The following is a 25,454-nucleotide window of genomic DNA, read 5'->3' on the forward strand; positions in this document are numbered from 1 at the left end:
TCCTGCACGTTGCATAACGTCTTAAATGTCCAGTCTGTCATGGTTCAGATTGTGAATTCTAGACCTCCGTTCACTTTATTCAGTGAGGAGAAATCTCTATCGATGGCCGGTTGAGATACCTATGCTTGGCGGTGACGGGCGCCACGCAATTGGTGTCGGTCACTGGGAAGTATCGAAGAGAGGATCCCGCAATGAGCATCATGGACAAGTTCAGACTGGATGGGAAAGTAGCCTACGTAACTGGAGCCGCGCAGGGGATCGGTGAGGCGCTCGCGACCGGGCTGGCCGAAGCTGGTGCGGATGTCGCGGTCGTCGATATCAACCTGGAGAAGGCCGAGGGCACGGCTAAGAATATTGCTGAGGCAACGGGACGAAAGACGAAGGCGTACGCAGTCGATGTCACCGTTGCAGAGAACGCCCCGAAGCTTGTGGAGCAGGTTGTTGCAGACTTCGGAGGCCTACACATCGCTTTCCACAATGCTGGGATGGCGCACAACGTTCCTTCGGAAGACCTGTCCGTTGAAGACTGGCATAGGATGATCAACCTCAACATGCATGCGGTGTTCTTCGGAACGCAGGCCGCGGGTCGCTACATGCTCGAGAACGGTGGTGGATCGATCGTCAACACGGGCTCCATGTCCGGATCGATTGTGAACGTGCCCCAGCCGCAGATTCACTACAACACTTCGAAGGCCGGTGTTGTGCATATGTCCAAATCTTTCGGTGTGGAATGGGCGGACAGGGGCGTTCGGGTCAACACAATCAGCCCCGGCTACATCGGTACCGAACTACTTCAGTCGGAAGAGCTCGCACCGCTTCGCGATGAATGGGCCGGCGTAACCCCGCAGCGCCGCCTGGGCCGTCCCGATGAGCTCGCTGGCATCGCCGTCTACCTGGCTAGCGATGCAAGCACGTACGCAACAGCGTCCGACTTCATCGTCGATGGTGGATACACCGCCGTGTAACCCACGTATGCATAACGTGCCGGGCTTACACGAACCTGCACGGTGATCGAGTCCGGGGCCTGACCGCACGTGAAGTGCAGTTGGGTCCCGTCCTTGTTGGCGGGGTAAGCTTCGGGGACTTCAGCGCGACGGTACGCCCATGTGCGCTGGGTTGCTACGGATAGGGTGGCACCGTGAACGTAGCGAAAAATGTACGAATGCGGACGAGCGTCACCGGTGTCGTTGTTGCCTCCGCTCTTCTTGTGGCGGCCTGCTCGGGCGATGAGACGGATGAGGGGGCTGAGCTCCCGGAGGTAGCTGACCTAACTCTCAGCCCTCAGGGCGACTCTGGTGATTGGCTTAAAGATGAGTACGCCAACGGAGTGGCAGATCCTTTCTAGATATCTGGCTTCCTTTGTGCGCTCGACGGCGACGTCGCGGTCGAATCAAGCGACGAGAATGGTGCCTACGAGGTCCGCGGATGGGATGTTCGTAGCGGCGAACAAGTGTGGGCTATCGAAGGTTCCACCTGCAGTCCCTCGGAAACCAGTGATGGCACCGTCCTCACTCTCGACATGGCTGACAGCACTTGGCAGGTTGCCGATATTGCCACCGGGGACATTGTGGACGATCTCGCCGTTGACTCGTCGAAGGCATACGGCGGCGTTCACATAAGTGCGCGGGTGGACGACGTTGTCCTACTCGACATATCTTCCGTGGGGCTTTTCGCGGTCAATGGCGAAGAAGCACTGTGGGAGGCCGGTATTGAGGCGCCCACCGAACTCCACGTTCTCGACGATGGTCTGCTCGCGGTGACTCTCGGCGGCGCTAATGAAAGCCGCGTCCTCAATCTTGATACCGGCGAGACCATCGCAACGATTCACCGTGATGACCCTGTGTGGGCAGCTGATGGCTACATCGTTGAAAACGATCCCGATGCCCCCGAGTACGCGGCTTTCGATGTCGATGGCGACAGCGTTGACACCAGCTCTGGGAAGCCCATGCACGCCTTCGTCCCCACACCCGCTGAAGGCGTCCTCTTCCCGGTTGAGGAACATCTAGCCGCCGGACCCGTCATTGCCGTCGCGGCCGATGGAACTCCGGCCCACTTTGAGAACGAGAGCGGGAAGGTGTTCACGCAGGATGGTGAGTTTGGCGTTGACGGTGTCGAACCGTACGACGTTGCCGGTGTGTCCGCCGACGGTTCGCTATTCCTCCTGAAGGCTGGGCAGGAGCTCACGCTTATCGATTCCGAAGGTAATGAGCTACTTACCCGCCCGGCGGCCGAAGGGACCCTCATCATTGCATCCGGATATTTCGTGTGCGACTCCAAGAACACGACCGAAGTGTTCCTCCCTCAGGAGTAGTCGCTGAACACCGGAGCAGAGGCCCGCAATCGAGGCCGCGGTTCGCTACTGAGGTTATAGCCAGCCGCACGAGCAACGGTTTGCAGTGGGCGTGCTGGCCGACCGTGGGGACAATCGCCCCAAAAACCTGACAAAGCTGAACGCCCGCGGAATAATCCGCGGGCGTTCGCTACCTGGTGGGGCTGCAGAGAGTCATTGGCTCTCTGCAGCTATGACACCTTCTTACTAGGACAGATCCGGTGCCGGCATGCCGACGTAGACGGTCTCGAGGTATTCCTCGATGCCTTCCTTGCCGCCTTCGCGTCCCATGCCGGATTGCTTGAGGCCGCCGAAGGGAGCCGCCGTGTTGGAGATGGTGGCGGAGTTGACTCCGAGCATGCCGATCTCCAGCTTCTCCGCGAGGCGGAGGACCCGGGGCAGATCGTTCGTGTGGAAGTAGCCCGCGAGGCCAACCGAGTCGGCGTTGATGATCTTGATGAGCTCCTTCTCGTCGGAGAAGGACACGACGGGAGCGACGGGGCCGAAGATTTCTTCGGTCATGATCTCCGCGTCGGGTGCCACGTTCGTGAGGACCGTGGGTGCGAAGAAGTAGCCGGAGTCGCCGACTCGTTCACCACCGGTCTCAACGTTGGCGCCTGCTTCGATTGCGCGCTGGACAAGCCCGGTGACATCATCGAGCTGCTTCTGGCTGACGAGCGGTCCAACATCGATTCCGTCCTCGGTGCCTGCGCCGACGGTCTTGGCTGCGAGGGCCTTCGTGAACTTCGTCGTGAACTCGTCGTAGACGTCCTCGTGAGCGAAGAAATGGTCAGCCGCGTTGCAGGCCTCACCCATGTTACGGATCTTTGTGGCGACGGCCGCGTCGACTGCCTTATCAATGTCGGCATCCTCGAAGACGATGAAGGGCGCGTTGCCGCCGAGCTCCATTGAGGTGCGCAGAACGTTGCCGGCGGCTTCCTTTAGGAGGGCCTTGCCGACTGCCGTGGAGCCCGTGAAAGACAGCTTGCGCAGGCGCGAGTCCTCGATGATCGGACCGGTAATGTCGCGGGACGACTTCGAGGGAATAACTGACAGGACGCCATCGGGCAGTCCCGCCTCCTGCATGATCTTCCCAAAGAAGAGCGAAGTTAGCGGGGTTTCCTTCGAGGGCTTGAGGATCGCGGTGTTACCCGCGGCGAAGGCGGGGCCCGCCTTGCGGGTGGCCATAGCCAGCGGGAAGTTCCAGGGCGTAATGAACAGGCAGGGGCCGACGGGGCGGCGCACGACGATTGCCTGGAGGTGGCCTTCGGGGATGCGGAAGTAGTCGCCGCGGATCCGGGTGGCCTCTTCCGCGAACCAGCGGAGGAAGCTCGCGCCGTAGGCAACTTCGCCAGCCGCCTGGTCGAGGGGCTTCCCCATTTCCAGGGTCATGATAAGGGCGAGGTCCTCGGCGTAGGTCGTTGTGGCGAGCTCGAAAGCCTTGTAGAGGATGTCGGAGCGAACCCTGGGGGAGGTGGCCGCCCACTCCTCCTGCGCGGCGACCGCAGCATCGAGGGCTTCCTTACCGTCCTGTGGGCTGGCGGACGCAACGGAGGTGAGAACTTCGCCGGTCGCCGGGTTGAGAACATCGAAGCGTTCACCGGTGCTAGACGCCCGCCATTCCCCGCCAATGAACAGGTCGGTGGGGATGCGGGACAGGAGCTCTGAGATTCGGTTATCGGACATTGTCACTTCTCCTTCGAAGTAAGCCTGAGGGGAGTGGCGTACTTTCTACCCCTACTCTATGTGTCCACCTCGTCGAATTGTCCTTGAGGCCGAACTACTTCGGGCCCGCCGGGAAAACTCGTTGAAGCAATTTCAAATATTTAGTTGACAAGGATTAATTCCTAGGCCATGATCGCATCACGGATCGTATACGATTGAGTATGCGAACTAGTCAGGTTGTGATCTGACAGCTGGACCGACCAGCACCACATGCAAAAGAGCAGGCGTTGAGTGCCACAGTCGTTTCCCAGACACTCGATCACTCCGTGGGGAAGATCGTCGCTGTCCACCTCTCTTACCCGTCCCGTGCCGCCCAGCGCGGACGCACCCCGAAGGAAGCGTCGTGCTTCCTGAAGGCCGCCTCCCCTCTGACCGGCCCCGGCGAGGTTGTTCGCCCCGAGGGTACCGAGCTGCTCGTCTTCGAAGCAGAGATTGCCCTCGTGATTGGCAAGGCTGGCCGCAACATCTCCGAAGAGGATGCCTGGCCGCACGTCGGCTGGGTGACCGCAGGTAACGACATGGGTCTGCTCGACTTCCGCGCCGCGGATAAGGGCTCGAATGTTCGCTCGAAGTCCGGTGATGGCATGACCCCCGTTGGTCCGCAGCTCATCGATGCAACCAAGGTCGATCCAGCAACGCTACGCATTAAGGCCACCGTTGATGGCAAGGTTGTTCAGGGCAACTCCTCCTCCACCCTGCTGTTCAGCTTTTCCCACTTCATTGCGGACCTGTCCCGCTTCATGACTCTGGAGCCGGGCGACATTATCCTCACGGGAACGCCTGCCGGCTCTTCCGTTCTCCAGCCCGGCCAGACCGTCACCGTCGAGGTGTTCTCCGAGACCGATCCGTCGCTCACTTCCGGTGAGCTCACCACCACTGTTGTTGCCGGCCCGGCACTCGCTGACATTGGTTCGGCACCTGCTGCCGATGACAAGCAGCGGATCGATGCGTGGGGTTCGCGTGAAGAGGCCGGTCTTGAGCCCGAGTTTGAGCTGACCCCCGAACTGCGCGAGCGCCTTTCGAACGTTGCCGTTGCGACCCTGTCCTCGGTTCTTCGAAAGCACGGCTACGCCAATGTCTCCATCGATGGCGTGCACCCGATTGTGGCCGGCACAAAGATTATTGTCACTGCCCGCACGCTTCGCTACGTTGCTCACCGTCCAGACCTGTTCAAGGCGAAGGGTGGCGGCTTCAACGCACAGAAGCGCGCCATCGACACCGTTAACGAGGGTGAAGTGCTGGTCATGGAGGCCCGGGGGCGGGAGATGGCGGGAACGCTCGGTGACATTCTTGCTCTGCGTACCAAGGTGCGCGGCCCGGGCCGCCACGGTGTGTCGAACGTCTTCTACCTTTACCTGCGCGATCCGGACGGTCTCCGCGTCGAGATCTACACGTAGGACTACTACACGGGCGACCCTGACAACTCGACCGTCACCTGGGATGTTCACGACAACCAGCGTCGTGACTGGTGGGGTAACCCCGTTGTGCCCTGTTGGTACACCGAGGCTTCTGCTGTTCTCGACCTTGACGGCGACGTGCGGCCGCTCCGCGAGCGCCTCGAAGCGAAGGAAATGGATGTCACCATCGGTGCCGACGGCTTCTCGCACACCCGCGAGGGTGACACGCTTGAGGGCTTCAAGCTCGGTGAGCAGGTGTAAGTCATGACGACCACAGCACAGCCCGAGATTATTCTCGACGAAAAGAAGTCCGAGGACCGCAGGGTCGCTCTCGGCACGCTCGTTGGAACGGCGGTGGAGTGGTACGACTTCTTCATCTATGCCAACGCGGCAGCAATTGTCCTCGCCCCACTCTTCTTCGATCCGTTCGTGGAGAGCTCGGGTGAGCTGGCTGGTCGACTCGTCTCGTTTGCCACGGTCGGCATCTCCTTCTTCTTCCGCACCCCCGGCGTGGCAGTAGCGGGACACTGCGGCGACAAGCTGGGCCGTAAGGCCATGCTCGTTGCCACGCTCATGCTCATGGGCACCGCTACCTTCCTCATCGGTGTTCTTCCCACCTACGCGCAGATCGGCCTCTGGGCTCCCGCCCTGCCACTCCTTCTGCGTATCGCGCAGGGCTTCGCTGCCGGCGGCGAATGGGGAGGGGCTGCGCTTATGGCGGTTGAGTACGCACCGGCGAAGAAGCGCGGCCTGTTCGGTGGTTTCCCGCAGATTGGTGTTCCTTTCGGCATGCTCATGGCAACCGTCGCCCCCTGGGTTGTTGATGCCTTCACCACCGAAGCGCAGTTTATGTCGTGAGGTTGGTATATCCCGTTCCTGTTCTCGATCGTTCTCATTGTGATCGGCATGGTCATTCGCCTTGGAGTGTCCGAATCGCCGGTCATGGAGGAGACCGCCGAGTCTGAAGAGCAGGTTCGCCTCCCCATTATCGAAATGTTCCGCACCTCGTGGCGGCCGCTCGTCCAGGGCGCTCTCATCTTCATGGGTAACGGCGTGGCCGGATACATGATCGCTGGCGGATATGTGCTGTCCTATACGGTCAACGATCTTGATCTTGATCGAGAAACGATACTCACGATCATTTCGATTACCTCGGCCGTATGGATTGGTACCACGATCCTTGCTGCCTGGACGTCGGACAAGATCACGCGTAAGAGGACGTACCACATCGGCTTTATCTCGCAGCTGCCGTGGGTGTTCCCTCTGTTCATGCTGATCGATACCCAGAACTATGGTCTTATCGCCCTCGGCCTTATCGTTCTCGCCATCCCGCTCGGATTCACCTACGGGCAGCGGTCCGCAATGTTTGCCGAAATGTTCCCCGCGAAGATCCGCCACTCCGGTGACGGCCTTGCCAACGCTATCGGTGCGATTCTCGGCGGTGCGTTCGCCTCGCTTATTGCGACCGCTCTCCAGGCTGAGTTTGGAACGTCGATGGCGGTGGCCACCTACATCTTCGTTATCACGGCAGTTGCCCTGGTTGCGACGATCATGGTGAAGGACCGCACCGGCAGGCCGCTCACGGCCGAGGCCGATGCGGAACTGAACAGGAAGATCGAGAAGGTTGCGGAGAAGGGCGGCGGTACCCCGGCGCACTTCGAACGCGGCGCAGGTTTCTAGCTGCCACGACCGATCCGTCTGCCACCGGCAATGGTTCTTATCACGTACCCACCCAGACCGTAAGATGGTGGGCGCGGGCCCCGGCCCGCCCCACATCTTGTCCGGTCACACCAGAAAGATTCACCATGGTCAGGACAGCATCGTCCGCTTCTAAGTCAGATATGGTCTACAGCCAGCTGCGCACCCGCATCATCGACGGTCAGTACAGCCCCGGCTATCGGCTCATCCTCAGCACCCTTGCTGACGACTTCGGAGTGTCGACCGTCCCGGTCCGAGAAGCAATTCGCTGGCTCGAATCCGAAGGCCTGGTTGAATACACCCACAATGTAGGAGCGCAGGTGTCCACTGTCGATGCCTCCTCCTACGCGGAGTCGATGACTGTCCTCGCCCACCTGGAGGGAGCGGTGACCGCACTGTCGGCACCGCACCTGACGGAGGCGGACCTGGAAGAAGCGGAGCACTACAACCGGGACATGCGTGTCCTCGTTGAGTCCGCGAATTTCGACTCGAATGCATACCGCAGGCTTAACGGGCACTTTCATAGGGTGCTTGGCATCCGTTGCCCGAACGAGCGTATGCACACCCTTATGTCCACCGAGGCCGAGCGGGTCAACCGGATCCGCCGCACGTCCTTCAAGTTCACCGCGTCCCGGTCGATCCTCTCGATCGAGCAGCACGCACATCTTCTCCACCTCATCCGCACAGGTGCGGATGCAACTGAGATCGAGATGTATGCCAGGGAGCATAAGCTCCTTTCGCTCTATGACGCCCTGAACAAGATTGACGATTAGCCCCAGCGGCTTGCCTCATCCGAACTTACAAAGATGTGAAGGATGAATCATGAAGTTCCACCACCACGGAACCACGGATACGTGTCCGAAAACCCTCGTACCTTCCCACCCGCGGGAGTTGGGGTCAGGCGGCCCGAAGAACTGCCCGACGAGATTGATGTTCTGATCGTCGGCTCCGGCCCCGCCGGCATGCTGACAGCAGCTCAGCTTTCGGTGTTCCCCGACATCACCACCTGCATCATCGAGAAGCGCGACTCGCGCCTCGAACTGGGCCACGCGGATGGCGTGCAGGCCCGCACCGTCGAAACTTTCCAGGCTTTTGGCTTCCGCCGCGAAATCGTTGACGAGGCCTACATTATTAAGGAAACGGCCTTCTGGAAGCCGGACCCGGAAAACCCGGACCACATTGTCCGCTCCGCGGTTACCGACGATGACCCGCTCGAGATCTCCGAGTTTGAACACATTGTTGTGAATCAGGCTCGCGTCCTCGACTACTTCCGCGAGTTCATGGCCAACCAGCCGTCGAAGATGGCACCCCACTACGGCTTCGAATTCGTCAGCCTCGAGGTTGGCGAAGGCGAATACCCGGTCGAGGTTGAGCTGCTTGTGACGGCCGGTCCGGATGAGGGGAAGACACGAAAGGTCCGCGCCAAGTATGTTCTCGGCGCTGACGGTGCTCACTCGAGGGTCCGCAAGTCGATTGGTGCCACCCACCAGGGGAACGTCTCCTACCATGCCTGGGGTGTGGCTGACGTTCTCGCGCACTCCGATTTCCCCGATATTCGCCTCAAATCGATCATTCATTCGAACAAGGGCTCGATCCTTCACATCCCCCGCGAGGGCGGCTACCTGTTCCGCACCTATGTTGACCTCGGTGAGGTCCCGGAGGACGACAACCGGCAGATCCGCAAGACCCCTCTCGAGGAGATCATTAAGAAGGGCAACGATATTCTCGCGCCCTACAGCTTTGACGTTCAGGACGTCGCCTGGTGGTCCGTTTACGAAGTGGGCCACCGGGTCACCGACCGCTTCGACGACGTGGTCAAGACCGACAGCGAGTAGCATCCGCATGTCTTCATTGCCGGCGATGCCTGCCACACCCACTCGGCAAAGACAGGCCAGGGCATGAACGTGTCCATGCAGGACGGCTTCAACCTCGGATGGAAGCTTGCCCAGGTGCTGCGCGGCTACTCCTCGGAGAAGATCCTTCGCACCTACACGCAGGAACGCCAGCAGATCGCCCAGGACCTCATCGACTTCGACCTCGAATGGTCCGGCCGTATGGCAGGTTCCGGCGATGACGAGTCGATCGAAGAGTTCTACGTCCGCACCGCCGAGTTCCCGGCCGGTTTCATGACCGAATACAAGCCCGGCCTGCTCACCTCCGGTGAAGCCAAGCAGGAACTTGCCACCGGTTACCCACTCGGTAAGCGCTTCAAGTCCGCCCGCGTGGTTCGCAGAGCAGACGCCAACGATCTGCACCTGGGCCACCAGCACAGGGCCGATGGACGCTGGCGTATCTACGTCTTCGCCGACCGGGCGCACCCGTCCGAACATTCGAAGCTCGACGACTTCGCCACCTGGCTCGGTGAGGACGCGGCCTCCCCGGTGGTCCGCCACACGAAGGCGGGGGACGATGCCGACTCGGTCTTTGACGTCAAGATCATCTACCAGCAGCTGCACCGCGACTTCGAGATCACTCAGGCACCGGCGGTGTTCCGCCCCAAGACCGGTCCCTTCCAGCTGGAAGATTGGAACCAGATCTACGGCACCCTCGCCGATGAAGACATCTTCGACATTCGCGGTATCTCCCGCGACGGAGCCGTCGTGATCGTTCGCCCCGACATGTACGTCGCCCACATCGCGGCCCTGGACGACACCGACTCCATTGCCCGCTTCTTCGAGCCGATTTTCGACTTGAGCTAACCAAGGGGAAGGCCAGCGTGCTAGGCGCTGGCCCTCCCAACTCAAGGCTTCTCATCAAGTTGCCTGTGAGTCCAACTCACGAGTGTGCCCACCTCACTAGGCTTCTTATCAGGCCCCTCCTGAAGCTCAGGCTTCATAGCCCGCGGCCTACGACTTGCTCCGCGGCCGTCCCGGAAGGACAGACATGCTAGACAGCACAGCGATCGACCAGATCGCCAGCGAGCTCGCCGAAGCTGACAGGACCCGCGAGCTCATTCCCCGAATCACGAAACGGTTCCCCGACGCCACGGTTGAGGACTCGTACGAGATCCAGGGAGTGTGGCGTGACCAGCAGATCGTTGCTGGTCGGCGCCTCGTCGGCCGAAAGATCGGCCTTACCTCGAAAGCCATGCAGGCGGCCACCGGAATCACCGAACCCGACTACGGCGTCATGTTCGATGACACGGTGTACGAGAATGGTTCGATCATCGACTACAACCGGTTCCTCAATGTCCGCATCGAAGTTGAACTTGCTTTCCTCCTGAAGGCCCCTCGAGGGCCCACACTGCTCAATTTTCGACGTACTGTGAGCAACCGAATATGTTGTTCCCGCACTCGAGATCCTCAACTCGCACATCGAGCTTGAAGGCCGCACCATCGTTGACACAATCTCCGATAATGCCGCCTACGGCGGCATGGTGATCGGCGGCAACCCGACGAAACCGGATGCCGTTGACCTGCGCTGGGTATCGGCCCTGCTTTACAAGAACGAAACGATTGAGGAAACGGGCGTTGCCGCCGGTGTCCTCAACCACCCGGCCACGGGCGTGGCCTGGCTGGCCAACAAGTTCCACCAGCACGGTTCCCGCCTCGAAGCGGGCGAACTCATCCTCGCAGGCTCGTTCACTCGACCCATGTGGGTGGAGCAGGGCGACAGCGTGCTGTGCGACTACGGCCCGATGGGGACGGTGTCATGTCGGTTCGTCTAGAACTCCCGCCCACCTTCGGCCAGGTCCTTGCCAAATCCACTCGCTCCCAGGTGGGCATGTGGATCAGCTCGGGAAGCACCATTAACGCAGAAATATGCGCAGGAAGCGGGCTCGACTGGGTCCTCATCGACGGCGAACATTCCCCGCTGTCGCTCGAGTCAATCCAGGTCCAGCTGCAGGCCGTTGCACCCTACCCGGCAACACCCGTTGTCAGGCTTCCCGTCAACGACACGGTCCTCATCAAGCAGTATTTAGACCTTGGTGCACAAAACCTCCTCATCCCCATGGTCAACACCGCTGACGAAGCGGCAAAGGCTGTAGCCGCCACCCGATATCCTCCCGAGGGTGTCCGCGGAGTCGGCTCGGCTCTTGCGCGAGCGGCGCGCTGGAACCGCGTCGAGAACTACCTGACAAAGTCGAACGACGAATACGTCTACGTCATCGTCCAAATCGAATCTGCCCAGGCCGTCGAGAACGTCAAGGAGATCTGCGCAACCCCGGGCGTTGACGGCATCTTTATCGGCCCCTCCGATCTTGCCGCCTCCATGGGACTCATCGGTCAGCAGGCGCACCCCGATGTTGTCGCAAACATCAAGAAGACAATCGCGGCTGCCCGCGACGCTGGCATCCCCGTCGGCATCAACGCCTTCGACCCGAAGCTCGCACACGGCTACATCGATGAAGGTATCGCCTTCATTCTTGTCCAAGCCGACGTTGCGATCCTCGCCCGCCAATCCGAGGCCCTTGCCACCACCTTTATCCCCATCCAGCAAGGCGAGGAGCAGGCAGGAAAGCCGGGTGAAGAGCGAGCCAGCTACTAGGCGAACATGAGCTTCATGGCACCGCGGCGGAGGTCATGACAGAAGCTATGGCACCGGGAAGATGATCCCCGGCGGAATTAATCTGCCGGGGATCGTTGTTGGGGAAGATGCTCGGTTTGTGAGGCGGCATCCACTCCGTGTCTCTTGAGAGCGTCCGCCTGGATGTTTATGGTGAGAAGCAATTGCACTCCCCGGCCTCGCCATGGAAGCTACAGGGGAGTCCTTCTTTTTTTCTGACTAAAGTGACCCACGTCTGGCGGTGCTGGTCGGGTACGTAGCCACGGTCATTGAACGAACCAACCGTGCTCTGTGATTCCCAAGGATTCATCGTTGCTTTCGCGTGGGACAATAGCCTCGTGGTTAATATTTCCGAAGAAGAGTTCGAGGAAGCCGTTGCCGACGCGCTCGATATGGTTCCCGACGAGCTCATGGATGCTGTCGACAACGTCGTCTTCCTGATCGAAGACGAACCGGCTCCCGACATGGTTGGTCCGGATCAGCGTGATGAAGATGGCTTGCCCGCCCTTCTCGGACTGTATGAAGGCATTGCCCTCACGGATCGTGATGATGGATGGGCGGGGGCACTGCCCGCCACGATCTTCATTTTCCGAGGCCCACTGTCACGCTGGTGCGAAACCAGGGAAGAACTTATCCACGAGATTGCCGTGACCGTTATTCACGAAATCGCCCACCATTTCGGAATCGACGACGACCGGTTGCACGCGCTCGGATGGGGGTAGTGGGCACCGCAGGGTAATAATTGGGCAACGGTCAGCAATAACGGGCCCGGCTTAGCCTGTCCTTGATCAAGATTCTCCGCCGGCGTCACGGATGTCAGTCTGATATTTCTCGGGTGCGGGCATGGACGTAAGATCGCGGGATCCCGGCCTGAGTTCGTGGAACCTTCCTCTGATCGTCTTTTTCGTGGAAGAGTTAGTGTCATGGAACTACGGCATGTGATCGCAGTGGGGGAACCCCGTTCAACTGTTCTCCTGTTGCACGGTTTTGGGGAACACTCCGCTCGGTATTCGCACATCATTGAGATTTTTGCGGAAGCCGGATATGACGTGTTCAGCTACGACCAGGCAGGGCACGGGCGGGCCGCCGGGCCCCGGGCGCAGGTCGATATGCCGGAGCTGCTCAAAGACCACCGGGCGGCTCGCGCAGAAGTCATGGCACGAAAAAGAACGGACACCCTCGTTCTATTCGGACACTCGATGGGTGGTCTGATCACGGGAATGTCTGCGCTCATTGACCCGCGTGGCGTCGATGCTGTTGTCCTGTCCGGTCCGGCCTTCCGACAGTTCCCGGAAGTCGCACCCATCATTGCGGAGATCGGATACGGTCTTTCAAGGTTCCTGCCAAGGATTCCAATTGTCAACATTGACACGAAGGACCTGAGCCGCGATCCGTTCGTGGTGCGAGCATACGAGCGTGACCCGCTTGTTCATCACGGATGGGTGCCGATGCTCACGGGCACGTCGATGGCAGTACATGGCCGGAAAGCACTGGACAATGCCAGCGCGTGGAAGAAGGGCCTGCCGCTCTACGTTGTTCATGGCGAGGACGATCAGATGGCTAACATCGAGGGATCCCGAGAGTTTGTCACGAGTGTAAAAGACTCCGGATCCCCAGCAGAGCTCGTGACCGTGCCTGCCGGATTCCACGAAGTGCTCAACGAGCCGGACTCAGAACAGGTCGTGGAAGACATCATCCAGTGGCTAAACAATCGAGTTTAAGCAGGTGGCGGCGGCCCTGCTTAACCGATGTGCGGGTCAAGAATGGGTACGGTAAAGGGGTGAGTCCCATATCATTCTTCCGCAAGAAGCGCTCCCAGCCGGTCGAGAAGGTCGCCGAACCATCGGCGACCTCCCCGATCGAGGCCACCGCCTCGCCAAGCCTGGACAATGCTCTGCCAGTGGAGCCGGAGCGTCCCGCACCGGCTCTCGACAGGAGCCTCGACGAGGAAACGGACGCGGCGTACGCTGCGATCACCGAAGCTTTCGCGCAGTGGCGGGAAAGCCTGTCACTGAAGACGGACGATATTGTTCTCTCCGCCGACGAACCAACGGTTCTTGACCTGTCGAGTCTCCACCCGACGGGTGCAGCCCAGTTCTATTCAGGCAGCCCCACCCCGCTCACGTCGGTATTCCGCGAATCGGAAACCCAGGGCAGGGCGCGAACCAAGATTAATGCGCTCCTTGAAAAGCAACGCAGTCTGGAAGAGTCCTACGGTTCGGCCCCGATCTCCCTCGTCATGGGGACCCTCACATGGTCGGAGATCCGCCCCAAGAAGCAGTCTGCCTCCGAACCCGAGCCGGGTGACAACGCTGATGACGTTGAACTGGGAGCGGCCTTCGATGAGACCGGTCAAATCTCCCTCGACGATGCCGAAGAGGTCTCCGAGGAACCAACTGGCCCTCAGATCATTGAAGTAACGGAACCCGCGCTCCGCCGCGTTGTTCATGTCGTCGCATCGACAGCAGCGGATCCCGTCCTCACCCTCGGCCACGAAGCCGATATCTCCTCTTCCGTGCTTGGTGCCCTGCGCCGTCACGGCGCACCCGTGGAAGCCGTGGCTGAGATCCGCACCCTCGCCCACGACCCGGAGACCCAGGAATCGGCGCTGGCCCGCCTGCGGGAGCTGGCGCGCGTCTACCTGCCCGGCTGTGAATACCGGAGTGTCACGCTCCTCGCCCTTGCTTCCTCCCCGTCCGCGATCCTGCACGACGACCTGGTGACGATGGAGCCGAGGATCCGCGGTTCCCGGCTCATTGCCCGCCTCGTTTCCGAAACCCCGAGCAACGAGCAGATCGAGGCCGATCCCTACGATCGCTCACCCCAGGAAGAGCGCGGTGCCGGCCAGCTCGATGTTACCGAACTCGATATTGTTGACGCGGTTGCCGGTGGCACCTCCGTCTTTATTGACTCGGCTCCGGGCACGTCCCCAAGGCGCGTCCTTGCCTCAATCGCATCAGATATTGCCGCCTCCGGTAAGTCTGTCCTCTACCTGTACGGCAACTCTTCTGCTCACCGGGCCTTCACCGGCCAGCTCAACATCATGGGACTTGGCGATCTCGTTGCTGACTTCGGCAAGGTCTCCGAAGTACCGATGCGCCTGCGCACCGGTATGCGACTTAAGTCGCCAACAATTGACGCCGAGGCCGTCTCCGAGCGCAATGCTCAGCTCGAATCTGACCGTGAAGCCCTCGTTGAGTTCATGTCGGCACTCCATGAAACCTCACCCAAGTGGGGTGTATCCGCCTACCAGCTGCTCACTCAGATTGTTGAGATGTCGCTGGAAGAAGACGGAGCGAAGACGAAGGTGCGGTTCAGCGAAGACGTTGTTACCGCGCTGTCCGATGAGGAAGCACGCGGACGGGCCGCGGCCCGCCTCGACGAGGCGCTCCGCCTCGATCGCAGAGCATCCGAATCCAACCCGTGGGCCCGCTCCACGATCTTCACGGATGAGGACGCCACCGCTGCACACAAGCGGGTCACCCACCTTGCCGACATCAGCCTTCCCGCTCTTCTCGACCAGGTGCAACGGGCCTCCGCCGAAACCGGGCTCCGCAAGGCCGAGACGCTCAATGACTGGGCTGAGCAGCTTGAGCTCCTCTCCGAAGTCTCCGACACACTCGATACCTTCCGCCCCCACATCTACGAACGCTCCGTGGCCGACATGCTGATTGCCACGGCATCGAAGGAATGGCGGAACAGCCGCGGGGCCACCATGGGAATGTCGGAACGCAGGCACCTGAAGAAGGAAGCCCGCGACATGGTCCGTGCCGGTCAGGAAGTCACCGACCTCCACGCCTCCCTCAGCAAGGTCGAAAGGGAACGCGAACAGTGGCGCCTTCTCGCCGAGCCCGGCTCGTGGCCCTCAATCCCGGAAGGAATGAGCCAGCTACGCTCCACCTACGGTGAGGTCCGTGCCGAGATCGACGAGGTCATGGAATTCCTGCCCGACGGCGGGGAGCTCACCGCTATTCCGCTTGCCGAGCTACGTAAGCGCTGCCAGGCGCTCGCCAGGGAATCCGGGGACCTTGCCGATTTGCCGCGTAGGAATTCGCTTCGCGGCGAGATCGAAAAGGACGGCCTAACCGAGCTCTACGCGGATCTGACCGACAGGTCCATCCCTGCCGACAAGGCTGGGAGCGAACTTCATGCGGCCCACCTTGCCTCCGTCTTCGAGCACATGTTCTCCTCGACGCCCGCGCTCGCGGCCGGTGCGGGAACCCGTGCCAATGATCTTGTGGCCCGCGTTGTTCAGCAGGATCGTGAACACGTGGAGTCAATGCCTCAGTATATTAACCGTGCCGTGGTCTCGAACATGAGGTCGAAGATCACGAAGAAGAAGGACCAGACCCTCGAGGTCGACTCCTATCTGGCCGAACACGGTGCGGCCGGGCTCCGGGATGCTATCGCCAGGCACGGCGAGCTACTTCAGGCCGCTCGCCCCGTCTGGGCAATGTCAGCAGTAACCGTTGCGCAGTTCATTCCTCCCATGAAGTGGGCGGATGTTGTCATCCTCGACGGCATCGACAATGTCGAACTGGCACAGCTTGTTCCCGCAATTCTGCGTGGCGGTACACTCGTTGTTGCCGGCCGTCTCCAGAGCCGCGGTGAGGCCGTTTCGGCCCTGTCTAAGATTCTTCCCGTGGCAAGCCTGCCCACACTGTCCTCAAAGCATGATGAGATGACGGCAAGCTTCCTGTCGAGCAACGGTTTCTCCACCGATCTTGCCGTGTACCCGGGAGCGCCCACCCGCCCCATGCCCAAGCTCAAGGTCGTCGAGGGCACGGGAGTGCCCGGACCGAAGTCGGGACTCGTGGAAGGCCCCGAGAAGGAAGTCGAGGCGGTTGTTGAGGCCGTTGTTGACCTGGCGCTTTCGAGGCCGGGCGAGTCCGTCGGCGTGATTTCGCTGAACGCGGCACACGCGGAGAGGATCCGTGCATCGATCCGTTCCGTTGCTCGCACCTCCTCGGCGCTTGGGGACCTCACGGATCCCACGGTTAAGGAACCGTTCACCGTCGTGGACGCCATGTCCAACACGGCACTGCGCAGGGACCACATCATCCTGACAGTGGGCCTGGGCAAGACCGTTCACGGCAGGGTACTGCACTCGTTTGGTGACCTGTCGACCCCGGCTGGCGTTGAGGGTCTTGTTTCGGCACTCGAGTCGCCCCGCAAGTCGCTCACCATGATTTCCTCGTTCGAGGCCTCCGACATTGACCGGAACAGGCTCGGAACGCCCGGCTCGATTCTGCTCGTTGACCTGCTCGAGGCCTACCGGAAGCAGGCGCCTGCCGAGGATCCGGCCGAGGGCGAAGGCAATGCGCTTCTGCGCGACCTGGCCCTGCGCCTTCAAGAACGCGGCTACCGTGCTCGCGTGAGTTACCGCAGGGGAGAGTCGCTCTCGATCCCTCTCGTCGCCGGCCACGATGAGATCCCGGGAACCTGGGCAACCGCCGTCACGATCGATAACGAGCGATACGCGGAAGAGAAGTCCTTGCGCAGGCGCGACCAGTTCTGGCCCGCGATGCTGTCGGGTCGGGGATGGCGGGTGGTGCCCACTGTCACCACCTCCGTGTTCTTCGATCCCCAAGCCGAAATTGAACGGATCATCTCGTCGGTTGATGCTGTCCGCGACGAGGTGCGTCAAGCAGCCTCCCGGAAGAAGACCGGGAAGAACATCCCGGCTCACCTGGATCTGACAACAATCGACGATGACCTGGATGAACCTCAGGGTCGGCCCCGCGGGCCACGCCCGAAGGTCTCTCCGGGTATGCCGCTCGCGGCGTACTCCGACGATCAGCTCGATGATCTTGTTGCCTGGATTATCAGTGACGGCAAGAACCGCAGCGAAGACGAAGTCGTTGACGCCCTCCGTTCCGAACTTGACCTGCGCCGTCGCGGCATCCAGGTTGATGTTGTACTCCGCAACGTCGTCCGCAGGCAGGTTGGTCCTGCTGTCGTGACATCAGAGAATGGCGAAGAGCCGGGTGGAGATGACCTCGGCGGTGCACAGTTCGGCGGGGAACAGCCTGCCGACGGTGATCGGCCTGCTCACAACGACGAGGGCGATCGCCTGTGAAGAAGCGTGCGGTCTACCTCTCCCGGGTTGACCGAGAGAGGCTAGAGCGGGGCGAAATCAAGACGCCCGAGGAAGCTCTCCACAAAGACGATCCGCCCGTCCGGCGGACACCGGAACGGGCGGAGACGAAAAAGAAGAGTGGATTATCCCAGCGCGATAGGGAGATCCTGGCGGAACGTCCCCCACACTGGGGCTGAGACTAGCGGTTCTGGCCCTCGCCACCGTCAGCGTTCTGAACGATCAGGAGGTCGCGGATCTCCTTGAGGACAGCAACGTCATCGGCGTCCGCTGCCGGCGCTTCCTCAACACCAGCATTGCGGCGCTCAGCAAGCTTGTTCATCGGGAGGATGATGAAGAAGTAGAGGGCGAGAGCAACCAGGAGGAAGCTAACAAGGGCGGTGATAACAGCGCCGGGCTTCACCGTTGCATCCCCGATCGTAAACGCAGCAACATCATCGAAATTGGGTTCACCGAAGATGCCGCCGATCAGCGGGTTAATGACCTGCTCAACGAGAGCGGTCACAACAGCGGTGAAGGCTGCGCCGATAACCATGCCAACAGCAAGGTCGATGGCATTGCCTCGGGAGATGAATTCTTTAAATCCCTGGATCATGGGATAGTCCTTTCGTAGAAGGACGACTCAACTGTGCAGGACTGCCAGCAGAGGCGTCCGTGCACTAATGCCAAGGACTAATGTAGCCTGCTCCGCGTCGATCGCAACATAGGCGTATGTGAGATTATCACCGGTTGACAGGAATCCCGACGATGCGTCGACCTCGGAGAATGCCAGGATTGTTGCGTCTGTCGCGGCCAGGATCGCTGTGCCGGTCTCATCGGAAGACCACAGATCTACCTTTGAACCCGCCGGTGTTAGCTCGGCCGGTGTTGAGAGGTAGACGGGAACGATAACGGTTCCTTCGGGAAGGCCATCAACGAGGGTTGGGCCGATCAGCATCGACTGGGTGATTGGCGTGCCCTCGGGAAGCGAGATCGAAAGACGCTGGCCCGATGCCATGTCGATTGCCTGATCTTCTGGAACAACCCCGGCAGGGGCCGGAATCTTCCGCACATCGTCCTCGGTAAGACGATGCCCAGCAGGTAGATCGCTTGCGGCCACAAGAAGCTCCGTTGGAAGAACCCGGCCGGAAGATCCAATAGCGGAAACAACAAGTGCGAGGCAGAGTGCAAGAAGAGCGGCGGTAATAAGCCTGCGCCACCGCCACAGTACCGCTCGCATCGGAGGTCTGGAAGACATAACCAGATGGTAAGGACGTGATCGGTGCTTGCCGCCTCCGTGCACGTGTCCCTGTGGATCGGAGGGGTGAGGCGGTTACCTGTGGAAGGGGAGGTAGGTACCCGAGGAGGCGTCACGAGAGCAGTGGGTGCAGAGACAAAGTGACCCGCCGGTAGAGGCGGGCCACTTTAGAAATATCGAGGTAGCCATTGGCTAACCAGAGATGGAATTGGTGCTACCGGCTGAGGGCTAGGCCTTAGCCGGCGGCCGTGCTGGCCGACGAACCACCGGACGAAGCCGATGATTTGGATGACTCGGTGGAAGAGCTGGTGCTGGTTGAGCTAGCAGGCGCAGAGTCGGAGCTCTTCGAATCCGTGGCGGTGAGGCCGTTTGACTTTGATCGGGAGTCGTTGCGGTAGAAGCCTGAGCCCTTGAAAACAACGCCAACGGAGTTGAAGAGCTTCCTGAGCTCTCCGCCGCAGGCCTCGCAGACGGTCAGCGGATCGTCAGTGAAAGACTGGTGGATATCGAACGCGTTTCCGCATGCCTTGCAGCGGTACGAATAAGTGGGCACGTGATTTACTCCGTTGGACAGGGATCTACGAAAAGTTATCGTACTCCACTGCGAGGGCTCCCAACCCGGGTCGTGGCGGGGATGACACTGGATGCCCCGGGAAAGCAGTAGGCCGGACCCTTTTGAGTCCGGCCCTGAATCCCTCTTGCGGTTCTCATTTAGGGAGCGCCGCCTTCGAGAGTAGTGGCAAGTCAGTTGTCTTCTACCTTGGTGATCGTCCCGGGTTGGAGAACCCAAGGGACGCGGACATCCTGTTCGTCATAGGGGAGAGGGTTTGACACAAACTCCCATGGGTAGATCAGTGCACCCACCTTGTCGGTGACGTTCTGCTTCAGCATCCGGTCGTACCAACCGCCACCCTGGCCGAGCCGGGTACCTGACTGGTTGACGGCGAGGGCCGGGACGATGATGACATCGGCTTCTTCGATGACTTCGGCAGAGAGGGGATCGCCCTTCGGTGAGGGCGGGCGACCGGGAGCTTCGCTCACCAGGTCGTCGCACTCGTACTCGGCCCACATCCGGTTGAGGCCCGGCCCGAGCTTGGGGAGCAGGATGCGAACACCGAGTTCGCTGAGAGTATCGAGAGCCAGATAGGTATCGGGCTCGTTCTTGACGGACACGTACATCGCAATGGTCTTGGCATCTGCCACGAACTCGGTAATGGTCTCCGCAAATGCGGGGGCATACTTGCTGAGATCTTTCGCGGTCAACTTTGACCGGCGATCACGGAGAACGCTACGGATCATCTGCTTGGCATCGACAATGTCGAAGTCAGAAACATCGGGCAGTGCCACTTCGTAAGTGGTCATGGCCCAATTATCTCACTTTTCACATGCTCAGGCGAGTAATTGCGCTGGTAACTTACGCGCGTCGGAAGGTGTGGACCGACTACGCTTGGTGTCAGGAGGCAGTAGTGAAACCAGTGTCAACTCATATCGAGGATTGCCTTGCGGTCCTCACCGACATCCCCGCCCTCGACGTGCCCCTCGCGGACTCGGTGGGATCCGTCCTCGCTCGAGATGCGATTGCGACAGTCAGCCTTCCACCGGCAGATTCCGCGGCGCGGGACGGCTACGCTGTCCACTCTGCCGAAACAGCCAGTGCTTCACCACAAGCACCGGTTGGCCTTGCCGTTGTCGGAGAGATCCTTGCTGGCACGGACAGCATCGACGTGTTGCCACCGCGCTCCGCCATCCGCATCTCCTCCGGAGCAACCCTGCCCAGGGGTGCTGACGCTGTTGTGCCGATCGAAGCCACCGACGGTGGGCGAGCTCGCGTCAATATTAATCAGTCGGTCGAGCCCGGGGAAAATCTCCGGTGCGAGGCTGAGGACTTTGAGGCTGGTCTTGTTGCCCTGGAGAAGGGCACCCGGATCGGGGCGCGACAAATCGCCATTCTTGCCGCAGCGGGTCTCGGCACCGTTTCGGTTAAGCCGGCTCCCCGAGTAGCCATCCTTTCCATCGGTGACGATCTTGTCGAACCGGGCAGGTCCGGCCATCCCGGCACGTACTACGATGCGAACTCCCACGGTCTCGCCACCGCCATCTCCGAACTTGGCGCCATCGTTTTCCGCGTACCCAGGGTGCCCGACAGCCAGAAGGAACTGCGGGACGCTCTTCAGGACCAGCTTGTTCGATCCGATGTCATCATCACGACCGGCGGCCTTTCCTTCGGGGGAGGGGACACGGTTAAGGACGTAGTCGGCGGGCTTGGGACCGTCCGGTTCGACAGGGTTGCCATGACCCCGGTTCACCAGTACGGAGTTGGCCGGATCGAACTCGAAGGGACCGACGTATCGGTTCCCATCTACTGCCTTCCCGGTAACCCCGTTGCTGCTCTTCTTGGCTACGAACTCTTCATCCGGCCGGCCCTCCGCAAAGCAGTCGGGCATACGACCACGAACCGCAGGACGATCAAAGCCGAAGCGGTCAGGGCATGGTCCTCGAAAGCTGGCCTGGAAGAGTACGTTCCGGTACGCGTTACCGGCAGGCCCTCCGAGGGCTATCGCTTCGAACCCACCGGGCTTCCGGGCGCAGAATTGCTCTACGGACTGGTGCGTGCCAACGCGCTCGCGGTCATTCCGCCGGAGACAGAATCTATCGCAGTGGGTGACGAACTGAGCTGTCTCATCCTCGACTGACTCATATACCTCAAATTTCCCTGTGAGTTTGGGCAACACTCCGCTGGTCCTGTCCATATATGTGGTCAAGACACTTTAGGTTTAAGTTGTGGAGATTCAGGGATACGCTCTGTTCGCGGCAGTTATCGTTTTGGTGGCTGTCGTGTACCCGGCACTCTCTTGGAGGACGCGAGTCGCACTCGCCACCCCCATTGCCGAGAGCGAATCCGAGAATCTTCGCGTCGTTAACTCCGTGGACCGCTGGTCGTCATCGCGATCAGTGAATCACGGATCTATCCTTCCGAGAGTGGAGTCGAGAATGAGCGCCAAGCGACGGGTTGATCCAACCAATCTGCGTACGCTCGCGGCCAGCCGTGCCCGAGCACGCGCCCGGGTATCCCAGCGCACCGCCCGCATGAAAGCACTGGGCATGGGCCTCGGTGCTGCCGTGCTCGTCTCCCTTATCGCCTGGATTGCTGTCGCGGCAACCAGCCTGACGATCGTCCTCGGCATCGTACCCACGGTCCTCACCGCCATCGGTGCCGGCCTTTACGGGAAGATGCTGATCGACGCACGCGAACTCAACCACCAGGACCAGATTCAGATCGCGAAGCTCGACGCCAAGCTCGAGAAGCTTTCGGCCACGGCTCGCGCACAGGACCGCAAGGGCAAGCCCGCCGCCTCGAAGCGCGCACCGCGCCGCGTCCAGGAAGCCCGCCGAGCATCGGCCGCTTCCGCAGCGTCGGCCGAGTCAATGGCCTCCGCGCAGACTGGCCTTTCCGCCAATGATTCCGTATCCGCACCGTCGGTCGCCTCCGCGCCGGAAACAGTCCAGGCAGCTCCGGTCCAGGAGAAGCCGAAGCCGGCTCCGAAGCGTGAATCGGTTATGCCGTCCTACACGCCGAAGCCGACGTTCGCACGCCGTACCGTGAAGCCGTTTGAGCCCGAAGAAGCCCCGGTGGCTGCTGTCCCATACCGTCCCACCCAGCTCGGTGAGAAGTTCACGAGCGCTACCTCTGCTCAGTCGGCAGATGCTGCTCCTGTTATCGCAAGCTTCAACTTCGATGACGTCATCGAAGCCCGCCGTCACGCATAGGTTCCCCATAAGTGACGAACGAGACTGGCCCCACTCCTTAGAAGAGGATGTGGGGCCTGATATTATTGATCGGTAGCTAGGGGCTATGGCGCAGTTGGTAGCGCGTCTCGTTCGCAATGAGAAGGTCCGGGGTTCGAATCCCCGTAGCTCCACCAAACCAGACACCGCTTGAAATGAGGCGGTGTTTTTGTTTCCTGACGGGCAGGATCACCTATGGTGAGGCTCCGCGAATATACTGCGGCCAGGCATTTTGTATGAGGTATTCTCAGCGGCTCTCAGTCCGTTTCGCTTTCGTCAATTAACCATGCACGGCGTAGAGGAATAACCTTCTTCAACTCATCGGACAATACTTCGTAGTGCTCAAGTAGGCGGTCAAGAACTTCTTCACCGTCCCAGACAGCAACCATAAGCTGTTGTGCGTCTACCTTTGCTCGGGCTGGTGCAGTCAAGCCTCCCATGGCGACGAGCAGTCCGTGGTCCGCTCGATGTTGCCCAATCACGCCGCCTAGTTGATCCAGTACCTCGGAGCCAACGGGAGTTGTTTGAGACTTCACCTGCACGATGATTGTCGGTGCCGAAATGCCAAGGACTCCAGATCCGGCGATGATGTCGATCCCGCCATCAGGACCCTCCGGGTAGACCTTGCAAGTCATGCCCTCGGCCCGCAGGATTTCAGCAATGAGGTTCTGTAGCGAGTGACCGGAATACTTCTCTCGGATTCGAGCTAGGATCCGGTCTCGGGAGTAGCGAATAATGTCTTGCCCGTCAGAGGCAATTGCTTCGTCGCTGTCAACTACTTCTGTGTCGGCCTTAGGTAGAGCGAGAAGGGTATCTGGACGAGCACCGGGATCAGTGTCGGCGCCAGCAAGGATGTGACCGAGGCGGTAGGCTGCGTCGTTGCGCCTAATTTGGCACATGGTGCTGAATGCGCCTAGCGAGTAAAGAAGGTCTTGATTGATTGCGCTACGAACCACGTCGGGGCGTTCCCATCTCACCCGCCGAACATGATTCAATCCGTCACCGTAAGGCTAGTACTCGTACTCGCCGGTGACGATGCCGAAAGCAAGGATTCCATCACGCGTACGGGGTAGTACGACGGTGTCACCGATGGCAATCTTGTTCGCAAAGGCATTGAGCTGGGCCGCATAGTTCCCTATCGCACCCTTCTTCTCACCGGGCATTTCCCTCGTGACAAGGTGCCTCATGGCTTGAAGATCAGGTGCCTGTCTCAGATCGCTGATCTCACGGAAGCCAACGCCGGTGTACCCGTGGTCGAGCATCCACCTGAACATCCTTGGAACCACGAACCAGCCATGCTTTGGGTTCTGTAACTTGATTCTTCGCCACAGGATTGGCTCCTTATTTTCAGGACTGTATTGCGGGAAACTGGTAGCTTCGATGTCTGCTCATAGACCAGAAGCGTGCTGCATAATCTCACATGTGACCGGTGTTGGTCTCCCAGTTGCTACTAGTAAACGGCACCGATCTGTCACCTCACTCGCAGGCAATACCGTCCCGATCGCCATCCATTCTCTCTCGATAACCAGGGTCATCCTTATAGAGGGGAGCCGCTCCTGCTGCTTTTGCCTCGCTACAGTTCGCGTAGTAGACCTCCTCGGCAGGAGCTGCCGGAGCGGGATTGGTGGTGGGCTCTGCTACGGGAGTTGTTGGTGCCGCTTCGATTGCCGGCTGAACGTCTGCAGGATCCAGTGTGGGTGCGATGCCGGAGGGTTCGGGGATGAGTTGTCCTGGGCAGTTACCGAGGATATTTGAGATTGCCGTTTTTTCTGCGGATGTCACCCACAGGTTGTATTTCGCTTTGACGGAGACCTGGCGAGCAACATACTCGCACCTGAACGACTTGTTCTTGGGGAGCCAGGTAGCTGCGTCGCCGTCGCCCTTCTGTGCGTTACTACTGCCGTCGACCGCGAGAAGATTAAGCGGATCGTTTGCGAACCGTTCGCGATCATCGAGGGAAAGCTGTTGAGCACCCTTCTGCCAAGCATCGGATAGGGCGACAACGTGGTCAATCTGTACTTCGGAGGAAGTTGATTCACCACGTACGAAGGAAATGGTCTCGGCCGTGAACGGGCTGATGAGAGTCCCGGTGAGAACGACACAGTCACGGGTGCCGGGCTTGTAAGTCTTGCCGGTGAGGTCCCTGTCCAAGATGTCGTTGCGAGTATCGCAACCGTTACGGTTGATATCGGCCCAGCGCTGACCAAACTGATCCCGGTCGTAACCGGTCTTCGGCGCGCGGCCTTTAACTTCGAGCGTTTCAAGAACATCAATGGCGAGGTCGCCGTCGGGAACGTCCTCGGCAGCGACAACGGTCTCTTCAGGAGGCCCCGTCGTTGTAGGGGTGGGTGCTGGAGTTGGCTCCGGCTCAGGTTCCGGGGTGGTCTCCTCGACCTCGGGTTCCGTTGGTTCTTCGATGACCTCTTCGGTCACATCAACAACAGCGGTGGTTTCCTCGGCTACTGCATCGAGATCGTCGATCTCTTCGCCATCGGTGAGTGTGCCGCCAATTCCGATCACGGCAACAGTACCTAAAACCCACCAACGCTTCTTCACTACCGGTCCCCATCGATTCAATCTGAAAAGTTATCTACACTTTCAATGTAGGCGTCACCGCGGGCGTAATTCCGGGATTAAAGGCCGATACGACGCCATTTATGTTGAACGGCACAAATCGGA

The 25,454-nt window shown here is 60.1% G+C and carries 25 protein-coding genes, 1 tRNA gene and 1 pseudogene; 19 read left to right on the forward strand and 8 right to left on the reverse strand.

All coding sequences use genetic code 11. The features are described 5' to 3' along the window. Positions 1-191 precede the first annotated feature (191 nt). From ACTHUY_RS06055 to ACTHUY_RS06065, 3 genes are all read left to right on the forward strand, one after another. Positions 192-965, forward strand: a complete 774-nt coding sequence (locus ACTHUY_RS06055; RefSeq protein ID WP_126704618.1) for an SDR family oxidoreductase — start codon at positions 192-194, stop codon at positions 963-965. Between the two features lie 197 nt (positions 966-1,162). Further along, positions 1,163-1,345, forward strand: a complete 183-nt coding sequence (locus ACTHUY_RS06060; protein ID WP_441654385.1) for a hypothetical protein — start codon at positions 1,163-1,165, stop codon at positions 1,343-1,345. A 174-nt stretch (positions 1,346-1,519) separates the two neighbouring features. Beyond that, positions 1,520-2,311 carry a hypothetical protein gene (locus ACTHUY_RS06065; RefSeq protein WP_441654384.1) on the forward strand — a complete coding sequence of 264 codons (792 nt, stop codon included), beginning with the start codon at positions 1,520-1,522 and terminating at the stop codon, positions 2,309-2,311. A 225-nt stretch (positions 2,312-2,536) separates the two neighbouring features. On the opposite strand, the gene ACTHUY_RS06070 is transcribed toward ACTHUY_RS06065, so the two are convergent. Beyond that, the gene (locus ACTHUY_RS06070) at positions 2,537-4,015 is read right to left on the reverse strand and encodes an NAD-dependent succinate-semialdehyde dehydrogenase (RefSeq protein ID WP_441678117.1); all 1,479 of its coding nucleotides are present in this window, start codon (positions 4,013-4,015) and stop codon (positions 2,537-2,539) included. Positions 4,016-4,281: 266 nt separating this feature from the next. On the opposite strand from ACTHUY_RS06070, the gene ACTHUY_RS06075 reads away from it, so the two are divergent. The 13 genes and pseudogenes from ACTHUY_RS06075 to ACTHUY_RS06135 all read left to right on the forward strand — a co-directional run bounded on the left by ACTHUY_RS06075 (position 4,282) and on the right by ACTHUY_RS06135 (position 17,734). Next, on the forward strand, positions 4,282-5,451 hold the full coding sequence (locus ACTHUY_RS06075) for a fumarylacetoacetate hydrolase family protein (protein ID WP_441678119.1): 1,170 nt from the start codon (positions 4,282-4,284) through the stop codon (positions 5,449-5,451). 87 nt (positions 5,452-5,538) lie between these two features. Next, positions 5,539-5,712 (forward strand): hypothetical protein, encoded by a 174-nt coding sequence (locus tag ACTHUY_RS06080; protein WP_441678121.1) that lies wholly within the window; start codon positions 5,539-5,541, stop codon positions 5,710-5,712. 3 nt (positions 5,713-5,715) lie between these two features. Continuing rightward, positions 5,716-6,309 carry an MFS transporter gene (locus ACTHUY_RS06085; protein WP_441678122.1) on the forward strand — a complete coding sequence of 198 codons (594 nt, stop codon included), beginning with the start codon at positions 5,716-5,718 and terminating at the stop codon, positions 6,307-6,309. 9 nt (positions 6,310-6,318) lie between these two features. Beyond that, the gene (locus ACTHUY_RS06090; RefSeq protein ID WP_441678147.1) at positions 6,319-7,131 is read left to right on the forward strand and encodes an MFS transporter; all 813 of its coding nucleotides are present in this window, start codon (positions 6,319-6,321) and stop codon (positions 7,129-7,131) included. A gap of 161 nt (positions 7,132-7,292) precedes the next feature. Then, positions 7,293-7,922, forward strand: a complete 630-nt coding sequence (locus ACTHUY_RS06095; RefSeq protein WP_441678124.1) for a GntR family transcriptional regulator — start codon at positions 7,293-7,295, stop codon at positions 7,920-7,922. A gap of 81 nt (positions 7,923-8,003) precedes the next feature. Further along, positions 8,004-9,170: pseudogene (locus tag ACTHUY_RS06100) on the forward strand (FAD-dependent monooxygenase); the annotation flags it as partial. 105 nt (positions 9,171-9,275) lie between these two features. Continuing rightward, positions 9,276-9,848, forward strand: a complete 573-nt coding sequence (locus tag ACTHUY_RS06105; protein ID WP_441678149.1) for a hypothetical protein — start codon at positions 9,276-9,278, stop codon at positions 9,846-9,848. A 184-nt stretch (positions 9,849-10,032) separates the two neighbouring features. Further along, positions 10,033-10,473, forward strand: a complete 441-nt coding sequence (locus tag ACTHUY_RS06110; protein WP_441678125.1) for a hypothetical protein — start codon at positions 10,033-10,035, stop codon at positions 10,471-10,473. 49 nt (positions 10,474-10,522) lie between these two features. Continuing rightward, positions 10,523-10,816 (forward strand): hypothetical protein, encoded by a 294-nt coding sequence (locus tag ACTHUY_RS06115; RefSeq protein ID WP_441654376.1) that lies wholly within the window; start codon positions 10,523-10,525, stop codon positions 10,814-10,816. Continuing rightward, a complete protein-coding gene (locus ACTHUY_RS06120; protein ID WP_441678127.1) occupies positions 10,801-11,637 on the forward strand; it encodes an HpcH/HpaI aldolase family protein in 837 nt (278 codons plus the stop codon). The genes ACTHUY_RS06115 and ACTHUY_RS06120 overlap by 16 nt, the downstream gene beginning before the upstream one ends. Positions 11,638-12,047: 410 nt before the next feature. Further along, complete coding sequence (locus tag ACTHUY_RS06125) at positions 12,048-12,377, forward strand: metallopeptidase family protein (protein ID WP_441678151.1); 330 nt, start codon at positions 12,048-12,050, stop codon at positions 12,375-12,377. A 201-nt stretch (positions 12,378-12,578) separates the two neighbouring features. Continuing rightward, entirely contained in the window at positions 12,579-13,376 is a 798-nt protein-coding gene (locus ACTHUY_RS06130) for an alpha/beta hydrolase (protein WP_441678129.1), read from the forward strand. A 59-nt stretch (positions 13,377-13,435) separates the two neighbouring features. Further along, the gene (locus tag ACTHUY_RS06135; RefSeq protein ID WP_441678130.1) at positions 13,436-17,734 is read left to right on the forward strand and encodes a hypothetical protein; all 4,299 of its coding nucleotides are present in this window, start codon (positions 13,436-13,438) and stop codon (positions 17,732-17,734) included. Between the two features lie 199 nt (positions 17,735-17,933). On the opposite strand, the gene mscL is transcribed toward ACTHUY_RS06135, so the two are convergent. The 4 genes from mscL to ACTHUY_RS06155 all read right to left on the reverse strand — a co-directional run bounded on the left by mscL (position 17,934) and on the right by ACTHUY_RS06155 (position 20,351). Beyond that, entirely contained in the window at positions 17,934-18,347 is a 414-nt protein-coding gene (mscL, locus tag ACTHUY_RS06140) for a large conductance mechanosensitive channel protein MscL (protein WP_441678132.1), read from the reverse strand. Between the two features lie 27 nt (positions 18,348-18,374). After that, complete coding sequence (locus ACTHUY_RS06145) at positions 18,375-18,989, reverse strand: SAF domain-containing protein (protein ID WP_441678134.1); 615 nt, start codon at positions 18,987-18,989, stop codon at positions 18,375-18,377. Between the two features lie 235 nt (positions 18,990-19,224). Next, positions 19,225-19,542, reverse strand: a complete 318-nt coding sequence (locus ACTHUY_RS06150) for an FmdB family zinc ribbon protein (RefSeq protein ID WP_441678136.1) — start codon at positions 19,540-19,542, stop codon at positions 19,225-19,227. Between the two features lie 191 nt (positions 19,543-19,733). Continuing rightward, complete coding sequence (locus ACTHUY_RS06155; RefSeq protein WP_441678137.1) at positions 19,734-20,351, reverse strand: 5-formyltetrahydrofolate cyclo-ligase; 618 nt, start codon at positions 20,349-20,351, stop codon at positions 19,734-19,736. A gap of 104 nt (positions 20,352-20,455) precedes the next feature. Between ACTHUY_RS06155 and ACTHUY_RS06160 the strand changes: the two genes are divergently transcribed. The 3 genes from ACTHUY_RS06160 (at position 20,456) to ACTHUY_RS06170 (ending at position 22,912) form a co-directional block, all read left to right on the forward strand. Further along, positions 20,456-21,682, forward strand: a complete 1,227-nt coding sequence (locus ACTHUY_RS06160) for a molybdopterin molybdotransferase MoeA (RefSeq protein WP_441678138.1) — start codon at positions 20,456-20,458, stop codon at positions 21,680-21,682. A 298-nt stretch (positions 21,683-21,980) separates the two neighbouring features. Beyond that, positions 21,981-22,757: a hypothetical protein gene (locus ACTHUY_RS06165; RefSeq protein ID WP_441678139.1), complete on the forward strand. Its 777-nt coding sequence runs from the start codon at positions 21,981-21,983 to the stop codon at positions 22,755-22,757. Positions 22,758-22,836: 79 nt separating this feature from the next. Continuing rightward, positions 22,837-22,912 (forward strand) — tRNA-Ala (locus tag ACTHUY_RS06170). 120 nt (positions 22,913-23,032) lie between these two features. Here ACTHUY_RS06170 and ACTHUY_RS06175 read toward each other — a convergent pair. From ACTHUY_RS06175 to ACTHUY_RS06185, 3 genes are all read right to left on the reverse strand, one after another. Then, on the reverse strand, positions 23,033-23,674 hold the full coding sequence (locus tag ACTHUY_RS06175) for a restriction endonuclease (RefSeq protein WP_441678141.1): 642 nt from the start codon (positions 23,672-23,674) through the stop codon (positions 23,033-23,035). 111 nt (positions 23,675-23,785) lie between these two features. Then, positions 23,786-24,037: a hypothetical protein gene (locus ACTHUY_RS06180; RefSeq protein WP_441678143.1), complete on the reverse strand. Its 252-nt coding sequence runs from the start codon at positions 24,035-24,037 to the stop codon at positions 23,786-23,788. Between the two features lie 214 nt (positions 24,038-24,251). After that, on the reverse strand, positions 24,252-25,331 hold the full coding sequence (locus ACTHUY_RS06185; protein ID WP_441678145.1) for a GmrSD restriction endonuclease domain-containing protein: 1,080 nt from the start codon (positions 25,329-25,331) through the stop codon (positions 24,252-24,254). Between the last annotated feature and the right edge of the window lie 123 nt (positions 25,332-25,454).

This window comes from Flaviflexus sp., from assembly GCF_052087705.1.
Lineage (GTDB): Bacteria > Actinomycetota > Actinomycetes > Actinomycetales > Actinomycetaceae > Flaviflexus > Flaviflexus ciconiae.

Excerpts from the sequence above, each read along its gene's own strand:
- ACTHUY_RS06085 (WP_441678122.1), top strand. The coding sequence starts at position 5,716 with ATGACGACCACAGCACAGCCCGAGATTATTCTCGACGAAAAGAAGTCC.
- ACTHUY_RS06055 (WP_126704618.1), top strand. The coding sequence starts at position 192 with ATGAGCATCATGGACAAGTTCAGACTGGATGGGAAAGTAGCCTACGTA.
- ACTHUY_RS06115 (WP_441654376.1), top strand. The coding sequence starts at position 10,523 with ATGGTGATCGGCGGCAACCCGACGAAACCGGATGCCGTTGACCTGCGC.
- ACTHUY_RS06180 (WP_441678143.1), bottom strand. The coding sequence starts at position 24,037 with ATGCTCGACCACGGGTACACCGGCGTTGGCTTCCGTGAGATCAGCGAT.
- ACTHUY_RS06175 (WP_441678141.1), bottom strand. The coding sequence starts at position 23,674 with ATGTGCCAAATTAGGCGCAACGACGCAGCCTACCGCCTCGGTCACATC.
- mscL (WP_441678132.1), bottom strand. The coding sequence starts at position 18,347 with ATGATCCAGGGATTTAAAGAATTCATCTCCCGAGGCAATGCCATCGAC.
- ACTHUY_RS06120 (WP_441678127.1), top strand. The coding sequence starts at position 10,801 with ATGTCGGTTCGTCTAGAACTCCCGCCCACCTTCGGCCAGGTCCTTGCC.
- ACTHUY_RS06070 (WP_441678117.1), bottom strand. The coding sequence starts at position 4,015 with ATGTCCGATAACCGAATCTCAGAGCTCCTGTCCCGCATCCCCACCGAC.
- ACTHUY_RS06110 (WP_441678125.1), top strand. The coding sequence starts at position 10,033 with ATGCTAGACAGCACAGCGATCGACCAGATCGCCAGCGAGCTCGCCGAA.
- ACTHUY_RS06155 (WP_441678137.1), bottom strand. The coding sequence starts at position 20,351 with ATGACCACTTACGAAGTGGCACTGCCCGATGTTTCTGACTTCGACATT.
- ACTHUY_RS06060 (WP_441654385.1), top strand. The coding sequence starts at position 1,163 with ATGCGGACGAGCGTCACCGGTGTCGTTGTTGCCTCCGCTCTTCTTGTG.
- ACTHUY_RS06105 (WP_441678149.1), top strand. The coding sequence starts at position 9,276 with ATGACCGAATACAAGCCCGGCCTGCTCACCTCCGGTGAAGCCAAGCAG.
- ACTHUY_RS06165 (WP_441678139.1), top strand. The coding sequence starts at position 21,981 with ATGAGCGCCAAGCGACGGGTTGATCCAACCAATCTGCGTACGCTCGCG.
- ACTHUY_RS06130 (WP_441678129.1), top strand. The coding sequence starts at position 12,579 with ATGGAACTACGGCATGTGATCGCAGTGGGGGAACCCCGTTCAACTGTT.
- ACTHUY_RS06095 (WP_441678124.1), top strand. The coding sequence starts at position 7,293 with ATGGTCTACAGCCAGCTGCGCACCCGCATCATCGACGGTCAGTACAGC.
- ACTHUY_RS06065 (WP_441654384.1), top strand. The coding sequence starts at position 1,520 with ATGGCTGACAGCACTTGGCAGGTTGCCGATATTGCCACCGGGGACATT.
- ACTHUY_RS06145 (WP_441678134.1), bottom strand. The coding sequence starts at position 18,989 with ATGTCTTCCAGACCTCCGATGCGAGCGGTACTGTGGCGGTGGCGCAGG.
- ACTHUY_RS06125 (WP_441678151.1), top strand. The coding sequence starts at position 12,048 with ATGGTTCCCGACGAGCTCATGGATGCTGTCGACAACGTCGTCTTCCTG.